Origin of the sequence: Citrobacter sp. Cs237 (assembly GCF_030332325.1) — a bacterium.
Taxonomy (GTDB): domain Bacteria; phylum Pseudomonadota; class Gammaproteobacteria; order Enterobacterales; family Enterobacteriaceae; genus Citrobacter_A; species Citrobacter_A sedlakii.
The window spans coordinates 75,364-88,856 of record NZ_JAOWIB010000091.1 but is presented as its reverse complement, the minus strand read 5'-3'; the positions used below and the strand labels follow the sequence as shown (position 1 = coordinate 88,856).

14 protein-coding genes and 1 pseudogene are annotated in these 13,493 nt (G+C 49.4%); 8 read left to right on the top strand and 7 right to left on the bottom strand.

All coding sequences use genetic code 11. The annotated features are described in order from the left end of the window. Nucleotides 1–20: 20 nt before the first annotated feature. A protein-coding gene (locus OGY07_RS04195; protein ID WP_199957947.1) for an IS3 family transposase occupies nucleotides 21–1,168 on the bottom strand; the annotation gives its coding sequence in 2 pieces (ribosomal slippage) (nucleotides 21–931 and nucleotides 931–1,168; 1,149 coding nt in all). A 92-nt stretch (nucleotides 1,169–1,260) separates the two neighbouring features. On the opposite strand from OGY07_RS04195, the gene OGY07_RS04190 reads away from it, so the two are divergent. Next, nucleotides 1,261–1,560, top strand: coding sequence for a hypothetical protein (locus OGY07_RS04190; RefSeq protein WP_286598875.1), 300 nt, complete (start codon nucleotides 1,261–1,263; stop codon nucleotides 1,558–1,560). Nucleotides 1,561–1,656: 96 nt separating this feature from the next. Here the strand turns inward: OGY07_RS04190 and OGY07_RS04185 are convergent, their stop codons facing one another. From OGY07_RS04185 to OGY07_RS04170, 4 genes are all read right to left on the bottom strand, one after another. Continuing rightward, nucleotides 1,657–2,607 (bottom strand): reverse transcriptase family protein, encoded by a 951-nt coding sequence (locus OGY07_RS04185; protein WP_001461245.1) that lies wholly within the window; start codon nucleotides 2,605–2,607, stop codon nucleotides 1,657–1,659. Beyond that, nucleotides 2,597–2,893, bottom strand: coding sequence for a helix-turn-helix transcriptional regulator (locus OGY07_RS04180; RefSeq protein WP_101976124.1), 297 nt, complete (start codon nucleotides 2,891–2,893; stop codon nucleotides 2,597–2,599). The genes OGY07_RS04185 and OGY07_RS04180 overlap by 11 nt, the downstream gene beginning before the upstream one ends. Nucleotides 2,894–2,930: 37 nt before the next feature. Next, nucleotides 2,931–3,086, bottom strand: a complete 156-nt coding sequence (locus tag OGY07_RS04175) for a hypothetical protein (RefSeq protein WP_001461247.1) — start codon at nucleotides 3,084–3,086, stop codon at nucleotides 2,931–2,933. 396 nt (nucleotides 3,087–3,482) lie between these two features. Next, nucleotides 3,483–3,737, bottom strand: a complete 255-nt coding sequence (locus OGY07_RS04170; protein WP_071594250.1) for a YkgJ family cysteine cluster protein — start codon at nucleotides 3,735–3,737, stop codon at nucleotides 3,483–3,485. 237 nt (nucleotides 3,738–3,974) lie between these two features. On the opposite strand from OGY07_RS04170, the gene OGY07_RS04165 reads away from it, so the two are divergent. Continuing rightward, nucleotides 3,975–5,066, top strand: a complete 1,092-nt coding sequence (locus OGY07_RS04165; protein WP_001461248.1) for a DUF4236 domain-containing protein — start codon at nucleotides 3,975–3,977, stop codon at nucleotides 5,064–5,066. Nucleotides 5,067–5,101: 35 nt separating this feature from the next. On the opposite strand, the pseudogene OGY07_RS04160 reads toward OGY07_RS04165, so the two are convergent. Then, nucleotides 5,102–5,185: pseudogene (locus tag OGY07_RS04160) on the bottom strand (YkgJ family cysteine cluster protein); the annotation flags it as partial. Between the two features lie 139 nt (nucleotides 5,186–5,324). On the opposite strand from OGY07_RS04160, the gene yeiP reads away from it, so the two are divergent. Further along, nucleotides 5,325–5,897, top strand: coding sequence for an elongation factor P-like protein YeiP (gene yeiP, locus OGY07_RS04155; protein WP_286598870.1), 573 nt, complete (start codon nucleotides 5,325–5,327; stop codon nucleotides 5,895–5,897). Nucleotides 5,898–6,007: 110 nt separating this feature from the next. Here the strand turns inward: yeiP and uxuA are convergent, their stop codons facing one another. Next, nucleotides 6,008–7,198 (bottom strand): mannonate dehydratase, encoded by a 1,191-nt coding sequence (uxuA, locus tag OGY07_RS04150; RefSeq protein ID WP_286598868.1) that lies wholly within the window; start codon nucleotides 7,196–7,198, stop codon nucleotides 6,008–6,010. 203 nt (nucleotides 7,199–7,401) lie between these two features. Here uxuA and OGY07_RS04145 point away from each other — a divergent pair, with 203 nt between their 5' ends. The 5 genes from OGY07_RS04145 to OGY07_RS04125 all read left to right on the top strand — a co-directional run bounded on the left by OGY07_RS04145 (nucleotide 7,402) and on the right by OGY07_RS04125 (nucleotide 13,461). Beyond that, nucleotides 7,402–8,868 carry a mannitol dehydrogenase family protein gene (locus tag OGY07_RS04145; RefSeq protein ID WP_286598866.1) on the top strand — a complete coding sequence of 489 codons (1,467 nt, stop codon included), beginning with the start codon at nucleotides 7,402–7,404 and terminating at the stop codon, nucleotides 8,866–8,868. A gap of 116 nt (nucleotides 8,869–8,984) precedes the next feature. Beyond that, nucleotides 8,985–9,971, top strand: a complete 987-nt coding sequence (locus OGY07_RS04140) for a CobW family GTP-binding protein (RefSeq protein ID WP_211935527.1) — start codon at nucleotides 8,985–8,987, stop codon at nucleotides 9,969–9,971. 38 nt (nucleotides 9,972–10,009) lie between these two features. Then, complete coding sequence (locus OGY07_RS04135; protein WP_200034414.1) at nucleotides 10,010–10,723, top strand: phosphatase PAP2 family protein; 714 nt, start codon at nucleotides 10,010–10,012, stop codon at nucleotides 10,721–10,723. Nucleotides 10,724–11,137: 414 nt separating this feature from the next. Next, nucleotides 11,138–11,707, top strand: a complete 570-nt coding sequence (gene mepS / locus OGY07_RS04130) for a bifunctional murein DD-endopeptidase/murein LD-carboxypeptidase (protein WP_042284555.1) — start codon at nucleotides 11,138–11,140, stop codon at nucleotides 11,705–11,707. A 197-nt stretch (nucleotides 11,708–11,904) separates the two neighbouring features. Further along, on the top strand, nucleotides 11,905–13,461 hold the full coding sequence (locus OGY07_RS04125; RefSeq protein ID WP_042284559.1) for a cyclic di-GMP phosphodiesterase: 1,557 nt from the start codon (nucleotides 11,905–11,907) through the stop codon (nucleotides 13,459–13,461). Nucleotides 13,462–13,493: the final 32 nt, after the last annotated feature.

Sequence of the window (13,493 nt, the reverse complement as noted above, 5' to 3'; positions counted from 1 at the left end):
ACTGAATCGCCACGGATAACCTAGACACTTCTGAGTCGTTGATAATATAGGTTTTCATATTCAACTGGTGGCATCTGCTCGCTCGAACCATGCCGACGCTTACTGTTATAAAACATTTCGATGTAATCAAAAATATCGCTTCTGGCTTCGTCTCTAGTTCCGTAGATCTTTTTCTTAATCCGTTCGCGCTTCAGTAGCTGGAAAAAGCTTTCCGCAACCGCATTGTCGTGGCAGTTTCCGCGACGGCTCATGCTGCCTTCCAGACCGTGTGATTTCAGGAACGACTGCCACTCATGGCTCGTGTACTGACTGCCCTGATCAGAGTGAACCAGTACCTGCTTTTGAGGATTACGCCTCCACACCGCCATAAGTAATGCGTTCAGGACAATCTCTTTTGTCATTCGGGGTTGCATTGACCAGCCGATAACTTTTCGGGAGAACAGGTCAACCACCACGGCCAGATACAACCAGCCTTCGTGGGTTCGGATGTAGGTTATGTCCGTAACCCAACGTTCATCCGGTGCTTCCGGGTTGAACTGCCGCTGGAGCTTGTTGGGCGTCACAATACTGGCTTCACCTTTACGCGCCCGTGGACTTCGGTATCCGACCTGAGCCTTTATCCCCACACGTTGCATCAACCGCCAGACTTTGTTTACACCGCATTGTTGCCCGGAATCCCGCAGATCGAGATAGATCTTGCGATAGCCATAAACACAGCCCGACTCCAGCCAGAACTGCTTAATATGTCCCGTCAGCTTCAGGTCAGCATGATACCGTCGTGAATGTGGCTGCTTAAGCCAGGCGTAAAACCCACTCGGATGCACATCCAGCACCTGGCAGAGCAGGCGGACAGGCCAGCAACGATTGTTGTCACGGATAAAGGCGTACCTCAGTCGGACAGCTTTGCGAAGTACGCCGCGGCTTTTTTTAATATATCCCGTTCGTCAGTAACCCGCTTTAACTCCTTCTGGAGTCGGCGGATCTCGGCCTGAGCATCTGACTGTTCATTATTAGTGGAAGAATCCGGACCGTACTTCTTTATCCAGGCGTAAAGGCTGTGGGTGGTGATATCGAGACGAGTTGCAACGCTGGAAACAGAATGACCACGATCAACAACCTGTTTGACTGCTTCAATTTTAAACTCTTCAGGATAACGCTTACCGCTCATGGGCACCTCTCTTTAAGTCATCTTAAATGACTCTGGGGTGTCTGTTAAACCCGTGGCGATTCAGAATGGTCATTAAAACGAAGACAGAATAGATGAAAAACGTCAAAAAAGCCACACTTTTAGCTCATATTCTTCACGGTGCAGAATCATGGATTCTTCAAAACATGATTCGATATTTAGGGGATAATATTGTTTTACTTCAACATGATGGTGTGACATGCTTTAAACCCGTAGATACAGAAGCACTCACCGATTACATCGAACAGAAGACAAAATACAGTGTGAGATTTGATGTTGAAGAACTAGCAGTTGATTTCACTGATATTCAGGATACATCATGTATTGACTTAGACTATGATAACATCTTTGAGATGTACTCTAAAGCCAGTTAATTATCGCATATTGAGATAAAGGGGCTGACATAGCCCCCTCAAGGATATCACTTTAGCCAGTCGACGCAATGCCCTGCATTCATACTGAACAGCTATTCAAAATGCAGTATTGCTCTTTATTGTTCTGACTTTTTCTTTATACCGCTGTTCTATAACGCCCATGGAATAAAGTCTTCCGACAAGTTTACTTGTTATATTAGCATTAATTGCATATGGTTCATCTTTGATAATCCGCCATTGTTCCAGTTCTCTTGAGAGCAGCAGATGTTGTTCATTCCTAATTTTCAGGACATTGGAGTGCACAATAACTCCTGTCACCAATTTAGGAAGCTTTGCCCCATAAAGTTTAGTTTTTGTTGGATGAACCTGATGACCATGTTTAGCAACAATTTTTCTCATACAGGACATAAATAGTCGATTAACTTTCTCACCTGAAAAAGTAATATCATCAACATAGACTGTCATAGTCACATTTAATGACAGGCTTAAATTTTCTAGCTCTGTAAACATTCTAATGTTGGACCAAAATGCCAACGGCATACTAATCCTACTACCTGTAGGTATATGCCCATGGCAAGTGCAAATATGCGATAGAATATCAGCTATATCAGATGAAGTTTTCATCACTGAATAAAAGAAAGAAAAAACCATATTCCTTGTTGTCGATGGGAAAAATGATTTAATATCTGTCGTAAGCAAATTTAACTCATTTATATGCGCACTAGCATTACTAATATTGGAACATGTTTTTTTTCCAGAATGCAGATACAATGGAGTCTGAATGCGGCATATAAGACTAGCGATCCTCGTGTGCACCACATCCAGTTTGTGAACTGGCTTTTGTATTTTTCGCACTTTTCCTTTTTTTGATAATTGCTCAAATACAGAATAGTTTTCATCATCGCTTGTTAACGTGCGGAAATCACAAAGGTTTATATTTAAAAGTTGTGCCAGTCTTTTTTTGTTTTTCAGTTTATATAGCGGGGAATCAATTAAATTGTATGATTTATCTCGCGTTGAGATTTTAAGTTTGGGTTTAGATTTCATTTTTTTTAGCAATCCATTCGACTACATTTAAAATTTTACCCGCACAATTCAGTCTAAACCGCTCTGAAAATTTATTACTTTTATACAGAGACTCGGAGAAAAAAAGTAATGATTTAACTGGGATGTCAAAATGTTCTGAGTACTTATTGAGCACATCTAACGAAGGAGCTACGGAACCATTTTCCAATAGTATGATAGTTTCTTTTGGAAGAGAGATCGCCTGAGAAAGTTCCAAAACAGTTTGCTGATGGTATTGTCTTATCAATTTCAAGGCTTTATTTAACATACTTATACCTAATTGTTTTGAAACTAGGGAGGACACATTACTCGTCTCCCCCTTCAAAATAGTTAATCACTGTACATATGATGTTAGCTACGCGAATTGCGAGTTTCACACCTTTCCATCCAGTAACCAACCACTTCTTCAAGGTTGATTTGCTCTGTGCCTGCTGTTCTTTAGTTAAGCTGTCTTTTTTCATGTCGACTTTTTCCTTATGTCCGATGGCGCGTGAACTTTTTGTTCACTGAAACACCAAAGGCTCGCCCTCATAAGGATGAGATTGAACAGCACTAGCTCCCCGCTCCACGAACCCTCTGTCGCCCAGAGGGTTCGAATACCCATCATGCTATGCTGCCAGTACTGCCCGGAGGCGTCAGGAGCCATGCGTGGGGGTAAATAGGTAGAAAGCGGTTAAGCTTTCCGCGAGTTTTACAACTCAGTTGATGACGATTTATCTCAAGTCTTAACTAATGTGTTCATGCTACAGCATTTATCTGAAAATGTTTAAAAAATTTATATAGCATTTATCATGTTGACATTGAGATTCTTATAACAAAAAGGACTATATTTCATTGCATTACCCTATCACTGGCGCTTAAGGTGCAGTCATAGCCTCAAGCTGAATCAGAAAAGTCAGCGCTGCATCACGGTCTTCTCCGCACATTTCCTTAGACGGTTGCAAACTTCCGCAAACTTCTGGCCTCAACTCAGATCCAAAAATCATACAAAGATTTTCATTCGATAGCTGGACACACCTAGTATTAGCTGGCTTTCCCTGTGGCATCCCTGGGATTGGAGATGAGATGGAAGGAGCAATACAACAAGCCCCACAATCGCTACGACAGTCCATTTAGCCTTCTGATCAAAATTTAGCTTAATCGTCAACAATAACAGAAAGGCACTTCCACAGACAGGTCACTGTTTAGAGGCAACTAAATCAAAATGGGAAACGCTTACTAACTAATTGAAAAATATAAAAATACGCAGCACTGTCTTTAAGACATCTAGCCCCATCATTTTCTGATGTAGAATTTGTTAGGATTTTCGTTGACTCACGTTCTCATGCTACCTATTACATGGAGTTACTATGGGCATTTACGTTAGGAAAAGCATTCGCGTTGGACCGATAAGATTCAACCTATCCAAATCTGGAGTCGGCGCATCTATTGGTATAAAAGGGCTGAGATTCGGTACTGGTCCAAGAGGAAATTACATCCATGTTGGTGCTGGCGGAGTCTATTATCGTGCTTCGCTTTCACCAAGCATGATCCCAGAGAGCGGGAAAAAGGTCCAACGTGTACCTAATGAATCCCCTGCAAAACATGACAAAACGCATGCGCCTCTTGAGGAAATCGAATCATCCCATATTTCGGAAATCGTTGATTCCAGTTCCCGAGAACTACTTGATGAGTTGAATAAGAAGCGTAAGAAGTTTCAGATATGGCCCTTCGCCATTTTCCTTTCGATTGCGATATTACTCTACGGTTTTTCAGAGGCATGGCCTGAGTGGTGCCTAGCTATAGGATTTATCGTAGGCGGAGTAGTCTCCGTTTTTGCTTACATGTACGATCAGCTTAGAAAGACCACTGTTCTCTTTTATGATTTTGATGATCAAATGATGACATGTTACCAGCAACTTCATGACAGTGGAGCCAAACTCGCAAGTTGCTCAAAGGTATGGCACGTAGAAGCATCTGGAGCCGTTTATGACCCTAAGTATCATGCCGGTGCAGGCAACCTACTACGTAGAAAAGCCACCTCTATCAGCAAAGCAAAGCCCCCCTTTGTTAAAACGAATATTGAGACGATTGCTATCAAAGTCGGTCGTCAAACATTGCATTTCTTTCCAGATAGAGTATTGGTTTTTGACCCTGATGGTGTGGGCGCTGTTGGTTATAACCAGCTATTCGTTAATGTTGCCGACAGTCGATTCATTGAAAGCGAAGGTGTACCTGGAGATGCCATAGTCGTTGGAAGGACATGGAAGTATGTGAACAAGTCTGGAGGCCCAGACAGAAGATTTAAAGACAATTCAGAACTTCCTATATGCCTGTATGAAAATCTTTCGTTTACAAGTCATTCTGGACTAAATGAGTTATTACAACTGTCTAAAACTGGCTATGGAGAAAGCTTTTCACATTCAATTGAAACACTTAGCAAAAAAGTCATTTCTGCTTAGCGATGTCTTTTTTATACTGCGAATAATTGACTATTAGGCTTGCCGTTGGGCATGCCGGGGATGGGGCTGGAAATCGAGGGGGCGGTGCAACACGCCCCGCAATCCGGACGGCATTCCATAACGGGCTCTCTTTTTTTGACGTCCGGACAGTACCACCTTTTGTACACCAGTAAAAGTGCGAATTCCGCTTGCCTGAAAGCCCCGGCGCGAGTAGTTTGACGCGATAATTTAGCTAATCTCCACAACAGGATCTTTTCGATGCCAAGAGCGAACGAAATCAAAAAAGGTATGGTACTGAACTACAACGGCAATTTGCTGATTGTGAAAGATATCGATATTCAGTCTCCTACCGCCCGCGGCGCGGCGACGCTGTATAAAATGCGTTTCTCCGACGTCCGTACCGGTCTGAAAGTTGAAGAACGCTTTAAGGGCGATGATATCGTTGATACCGTGACCCTGAACCGCCGTGGCGTCGATTTCTCTTATATCGACGGCAATGAATATGTCTTCATGGATAAAGAAGACTATACGCCTTATACCTTTACCCAGGATCAAATCGAAGAGGAATTGCAGTTTATTCCTGAAGGCGGCATGCCGGACATGCAGGTCCTGCTCTGGGACGGACAACTGTTGGCGCTTGAATTGCCGCAGACAGTGGATCTGGAAATCGTGGAAACCGCGCCAGGGATTAAAGGCGCCTCTGCCAGCGCACGTAACAAACCTGCGACCCTGAGTACCGGTCTGGTGATTCTGGTACCGGAATACCTGAGCGCCGGAGAGAAAATCCGCATTCATATCGAAGAACGTCGCTATATGGGACGCGCGGATTAACAGAAGAGGTAGCGGATGGCGGTGTAAACCTTTTATCCGGCCAGTGCTCTCTTCGCTGTAGGCCTGATGAGCGCAGCGCCATCAGGCCTCTTTACGTCAATAACGCGTCATTACAGCAGATCGCGGAACTGAGTCTGTTTCAACGCCAGCTCAACGCCGCGCACTTCCGCCAGCCCTTTCAGACGGCCAATCGCCGAGTACCCTGGATTGGTTTTCTTATGCAGATCGTCCAGCATCTGATGCCCGTGATCGGGACGCATTGGAATGGGGCGGAGATCTCCCGCCTGTTTACGACGCTGCTCTTCACGCAAAATAGCCGTCACCACGGCAACCATGTCGACATCGCCCTGCAGGTGCGCGCCTTCGTGGAAGGTTTTCGGATTGTCTTCACGGCAGGTGGAGCGCAGATGCGTAAAGTGAATACGATCGCCAAAGGTTTCGATCATTTTCACCAGGTCGTTGTCCGCGCGCACGCCGTAAGATCCTGTGCACATGGTGAAGCCGTTGTGAATGCTGTCCACCGTCTCCTTCAGCCATTGCATGTCCTCCATGGTCGAGACGATGCGCGGCAAACCGAGGATCGGGCGCGGCGGATCGTCCGGATGAACGGCAAGACGGACGCCCACTTCTTCAGCCACCGGCACAATCGCGCGCAGAAATACGGCCATATTCTCACGCAAATCGTCTTTGCTGATGCCGTCATACTCCGCCAGGCGCGCGCGGAACTGATCGAGAGTATAACCCTCCTCCGCGCCCGGCAGGCCGGCGATAATATTACGGGTCAGCTTTTCGATATCCGCCGCGCTCATGGCGTTGAAATACGCCTGCGCCTGACGCTGTTCTTCATCGGTATAATCCGCTTCAGCACCTGCACGCTTCAGAATGTGCAGCTCAAAAGCAGCAAAGGCGATCTGATCAAAACGCAGCGCTTTTGAACCGTCCGGCAGCGTGTATTCCAGATCGGTACGCGTCCAGTCGAGGATCGGCATAAAGTTGTAACAGACGGTATCGATACCGCAGGTAGCCAGATTGCGGATGCTCTGCTGGTAGTTAGCAATCCAGGTCTGATACTGACCGGAACGGGTTTTGATATCTTCATGCACCGGAATGCTTTCGACCACGGACCAGGTAAGCCCTTTCTCCGCCAGAACCGCCTGACGCTTTTTGATCTCTTCGACCGGCCACACTTCACCGTTTGGAATGTGGTGCAATGCCGTCACAACGCCCGTTGCGCCCGCCTGACGCACATCATCAAGCGATACCGGATCGTTTGGTCCGTACCAACGCCAGGTTTGTTCCATTGTTCACCTCACAAGTTGTTATACCAAAATAGGGTCATTGAATGACGACTACCATACAGGCTTCTCATCACCGATCAATCAGGGCCGCATCATTGATTGATCCAGCTCACATTCCCTGGAATAATTCGGCTTACCAATTCAATTTGTTGTCATATAACTTTACACTGAGCGTGTTAATTTATCGTTAATCAGGTGTATAAAAAATGACTACTATTGCCTCAGCCATCCTGCCCGATAGCGTCCGGACGCCGCAGTATGACCGCAGCCGACTCGCCTCGCGTATCGTCCATTTCGGTTTCGGCGCGTTTCATCGCGCCCATCAGGCGCTACTTACCGACCGGGTACTGAATGCGCAAGGCGGCGACTGGGGCATTTGTGAGATCAGCTTGTTCAGCGGCGACAGGCTGATGAGTCAGCTCCGCGCTCAGGATCATTTATATACCGTGCTGGAGAAAGGCGCGAACGGCAACCAGGCGATCGTTATCGGCGCTGTCCATGAATGTCTGAACGCAAAGCTCGACTCTCTGACCGCGATTATTGGAAAATTTTGCGAGCCGCAGGTGGCGATTGTCTCGCTGACTATCACTGAGAAAGGCTACTGCATTGACCCCGCTACCGGCACGCTCGATCTGACCCATCCCCGTATCCGGCACGACATTGACTCACCGGGTGAGCCGCATTCCGCGCCGGGCATTCTGGTCGAAGCGTTGTCCCGCCGTCGTGAGCGGGGGCTACTCCCTTTTACCGTACTGTCCTGCGATAACATTCCTGACAACGGTCATGTGGTAAAAAACGCGGTGCTGGGAATGGCCGAAAAGCGCGATCCGGCGCTGGCAATGTGGATCCGCGAGCATGTCAGCTTTCCCGGGACGATGGTTGACCGGATTGTCCCCGCCGCCACAGACGAAACGCTGGATGAAATCTCCCGGGCGCTGGGCGTTGCCGACCCGTGCGGCATCAGCTGCGAGCCGTTTATCCAGTGGGTCATTGAAGATCGCTTCGTCGCCGGGCGCCCGGCATGGGAAACCGCGGGCGTTCAGTTGGTCACCGATGTCCGGCCCTGGGAAGAGATGAAGCTGCGAATGCTGAACGGCAGCCACTCATTCCTCGCGTATCTGGGTTACCTGTCCGGATTTCAGCATATCAGCGAATGTATGCAGGACGAGGCCTTCCGTGAAGCCGCGTATCAACTGATGATGCGCGAACAGGCGCCCACACTGAGCATTACCGATGTCGATCTGCAGCGCTATGCCGGAAGCCTGATCGCCCGTTTCGCCAATCCGGCGCTGAAGCACAAAACCTGGCAAATCGCGATGGACGGCAGTCAAAAACTGCCGCAACGCATGCTGGCGGGGGTTCGAATTCACCTTGAACGCGGCAGCGCATGGCCGCTGCTGGCGCTGGGCATCGCGGGTTGGATGCGCTATGTGTGCGGCGTTGACGACGCGGGCGCGCCAATTGACGTTCGCGATCCGCTGAGCGACAAAATTCGTCTGCTCGTCGCCAACGTGGGTGAAAACGAGAAGGTGGCAAACCTGCTCACTTTGCAGGAAGTTTTTGGTAGCGATCTGCCGAAAAACCCTGTTTTTGTGCAGGCTATTGAAACAGCCTGGCAACATCTTGCCCGGCACGGCGCGCATCAGGCGGTCATCAGTACGTTAAAAATTTAACAATTTCTGCCATTAAGGCGAACGAATGCCGCGTTCGTTCGTCCCGCCCTTCTCTTTTCCGCTTTTTTTCGCCAGGATTAATGCAAATCGTTACGGCATATCGTTCTGGAGCAGGCGTGACCAAAACTAACCTCATCACTGGTTTTCTGGGAAGCGGAAAAACCACCTCCATCCTTCATCTGTTAGCGCACAAAGATCCCGCAGAAAAATGGGCGGTGCTGGTTAATGAGTTCGGCGAGGTCGGTATCGACGGCGCGCTACTCGCCGACAGCGGCGCATTGCTGAAAGAAATTCCCGGCGGCTGCATGTGTTGCGTTAACGGCTTACCGATGCAGGTTGGCCTGAATACCCTGCTGCGTCAGGGAAAGCCGGATCGTCTGCTGATTGAACCAACGGGGCTGGGTCATCCAAAACAGATCCTCGACCTGCTTACCGCGCCGGTATACGAGCCGTGGATCGACTTACGCGCCACCTTATGTCTTCTCGACCCACGCCTGCTACTGGATGAAAAAACCGTTGCCAATGAGAATTTCCGCGACCAGTTGGCCGCAGCGGATATCGTGGTGGCGAATAAAAGCGATCGAGCAAGCGCAGAGAGCACGCGCGCGCTGGACGCCTGGTGGCGGCAAAATGGCGACAATCGCCAGCTCGTTCACGCCGATCACGGACAAATTGACGCTCAGTTGCTGGATTTACCCCGCCTTAACCTGAAAGCGCTCCCCGCCAGCGAAGCGCACTCGCACAGCCATCCGGAAAAAAGAGGGCTCGCGGCGCTAAGTCTGCCCGCCCAGCAGCGATGGCGACGCAGCCTCAACAGTGGACAGGGGCACCAGGCCTGCGGCTGGATTTTCGATGCCGATACCGTTTTCGACACCATTGGCCTGCTGGAATGGGCGCGGCTGGCGCCGGTTGGACGGGTGAAAGGGGTGATGCGCATCCCGGAAGGGCTGGTGCGTATTAATCGCCAGGGTGACGATCTGCATATTGAAACGCAAAACGTTGCCCCGCCGGATAGCCGCATTGAGCTGATTTCCAGTCGTGATGCCGACTGGAATGCGCTGCAGTCCGCATTGTTGAAGCTTCGTTTAGCTGACCACGCGTAAGGTTGTCTGCCGCCAATAAACAGCGAAAAGATGTCACTATGAAAACCCGGTTGTCCCTGATACTTCTGCTGAACGCGGCAGGCCTGGCCTTATTCATGAGCTGGTATCTTCCTGCTCAGCACGGAATCTGGTCCACCGCCGATTCCAGCATTTTCCACTTCTTTAATCAGAGGCTGGTAGAAAGCCGCGCATTTCTGTGGCTGGTCGCGCTCACCAATAACCGCGCGTTTGACGGTTGTTCGCTGCTGGCGATGGGCTGTCTGATGCTCAGTTTTTGGCTCAAAGAGACCCCTGCGGGTCGCCGTCGCATCGTCATGACAGGTCTGGTGATGCTGCTTACCGCCGTGGTTCTCAATCAATTGGGCCAGGCGCTGCTGCCCGTCAAACGCGCCAGCCCAACGCTCAGCTTTGAACACATTTATCGCGTCAGCGAGCTGCTGCATATTCCGACGAAAGATGCATCGCGCGACAGTTTTCCTGGCGATCACGGCATGATGCTGCTTATTTTCGCCGCCTTTATGCTGCGCTATTTCGGCAAAACCGCTGGCGCGATCGGCCTGCTTATTGCGCTGGTTTTTGCTTTTCCGCGCGTGATGATTGGCGCCCACTGGCTGACTGATATCGTCGTTGGATCATTGACCGTGGTGTTGATTGGGCTGCCCTGGTGCCTGATGACACCATTAAGCGATCGGCTGATTGGACTGTTCGACCATTATCTTCCCGGTCAAAACAAACAAGTTTTAAACAAATAAATTAAAGTGATTAACATCATCAGGGGGTTTGCTTATCCCTCTGCTGATGTGCAAGGTAAATTTATCTTTATTATTGTCATTTTCCTGTCACACTATTCCTGTTATGAATGAGTAAGTTGCGTATATTGCCCTCTTTTTGTACTTAATTTAACCAATCCCGTTTATTCACTTTCCCTATCACAATTTCTTATAAAAATTCAGATAAAATCGCTCGCAAAGCCTGTTGCATTACGGTAACCTCGGACTCGTTTTGCCTCGCCAGGGAATTATTCTTGCCGCGAATAAATTTGTGCGTTCTGCCACACTTTTGTGCTTAAAGAATTGTCTCATTGTGCGCTGGTAATTAGTCTCGTCACGTTTGGCATTTTTTATAACGATATTTATCGTTAAGGACTTCAAGGGAAAACACACAAAATGGTCAAATCTCAACCGTTCTTGAGATATATCTTGCGCGGGATCCCCGCGGTAGCAGTAGCGGTACTGCTTTCGGCATGTAGTACGCCATCTAACACCGCAAAGAATGTGCATTCTGAGACGCTTGGTGTGAGTCAGGAGACTTCTTCACTGCAAGCTTCTCAGGATGAATTTGAGAGTATGGTGCGTAACCTCGATGTAAAATCGCGGATTATGGATCAGTATGCCGACTGGAAAGGCGTGCGTTATCGTCTCGGCGGCACCTCCAAGAAAGGCATTGATTGTTCCAGTTTTGTACAGCGTACATTCCGGGAACAGTTTGGTTTAGAGCTTCCACGCTCCACCTACGAACAGCAGGAAACCGGTAAATCGGTGTCACGCAGCAATCTGCGTACCGGCGATCTGGTTCTGTTTCGCGCAGGATCAACAGGTCGTCATGTGGGGATCTACATTGGTAATAACCAGTTTGTCCATGCATCCACCAGCAGCGGCGTCATCATCTCCAGCATGAACGAGCCGTACTGGAAAAAGCGCTACAACGAAGCGCGTCGGGTTCTTACCCGCAGTTAATCGTGAGGTTGCTATCCCTTGGCTATCCTGACGAGACTCCGGAATACATTGCAGGCACCGCTTCGGCGGTGCTTTTTTTTGCCCTGTCCCCCGCCCGTATTGGGGAAAAATATGTCTCGCCGAAGCAATCCAGGCTATAGTCTTGTAATTACGTCATTTTCGCCATCAGCGGCAACCGTAAGGTCAAACCCGGTATCATGTTCACTCGCGTCTTAACGTCTGGTCGAAAAATTATCTTGACCTGTCTGGTTACCGGGGTCATCGTTGCCCTGTTTATCAGCAGCCTGCAATTTCTGATGGCGTGGCATAAACGAGAAGTTAAATACGACACCTTAATTTCCGACATTCAGCATTATCTTGACAGCTATTTTGCTGACCTGAAAACCACGTCTGATGTCCTTCAGCCGTTCACCCTGAACACCTGCGAGCAGGTGGGCTCAGAGCTGACCTCCCGCGCCGCGTTTAGTCTGAACGTACGTGCATTTCTTCTGGTGAAGGAAAAAAAAGCCTTTTGCTCCTCGGCGACCGGCGCGATGGATACGCTGCTGAACGAACTGGTGCCCGCAATTGATATCAGCAAAGACATTGATATGGCGCTCCTGCCGGGTACGCCCATGATGCCCAATAAACCGGCCATGGCGATCTGGTATCGTAATCCTTTGTTGGTTAACAGCGGCGTATTCACCTCACTGAATATCAATCTCACCCCTTACCTGCTCTATACCGCAAGGCAGGAGGAATTTGACGGTGTGGCGATTATCGTCGGCAACAACGCGCTTTCCACCTTTTCCGACCATTTGCTGACCCTTAACGAGCTGGGCGATAACCCGATACGTGAAGCCAAAATTGACGGTGTGCCGATGACGATTCGTCTGTACGCAACCAACTGGACCTGGCCGGAATTGTGGTATGCCCTGCTGCTTGGCGGCATGGGCGGCAGCATCGCCGGTTTACTCTGTTATTACATTCTGTCTCTGCGCCTGCGCCCCGGCAGGGAGATCCTGATCGGCATTAAACGCGATCAGTTCTACGTGGTGTATCAACCGGTGGTCGATACGCAAACCCTGCGCGTGACCGGCCTCGAAGTACTGCTCCGCTGGAAGCATCCAACCGCCGGGGAGATCCCCCCCGATGCGTTTATCAATTACGCTGAAGCGCAGCAGATGATCGTGCCGCTGACGCAGCATCTGTTCAGGCTGATCGCACGCGACGCGCCTGCCTTACAAGCCGTTTTGCCCGTGGGGGCGAAATTTGGCATCAATATCGCGCCAGACCATCTGCACAGCAGCAGCTTTAAAGACGATGTGCGCCAGCTGGCTGCCGCGATGCCGCCAAATCATTTTCAGCTGGTGCTTGAAATTACCGAACGCGACATGCTCCAGCAGCACGAAGCCGCGCAATTGTTTGAATGGCTGCACAACGCAGGCTTTGAAATCGCAATCGACGACTTTGGTACCGGACACAGCGCGCTTATTTATCTGGAGCGTTACACCCTGGATTATCTGAAGATCGATCGCGGCTTTATTCACGCGATCGGTATGGAAACGGTCACTTCACCGGTGCTTGACGCCGTGCTCACCCTTGCGAAACGCCTTAATATGATGACTGTGGCCGAAGGCGTGGAAACGCCCGAGCAGGCGAAATGGCTGCGTGACAGAGGCGTTCGCTTCCTCCAGGGCTACTGGATCAGCCGACCGCTGCCGCTCGACGATTTTGTGCGCTGGGTGTCAGAGCCCCCTACGCTGAAGAGGTAATACGCAAACTCGGATTCACAATACGCACAGCC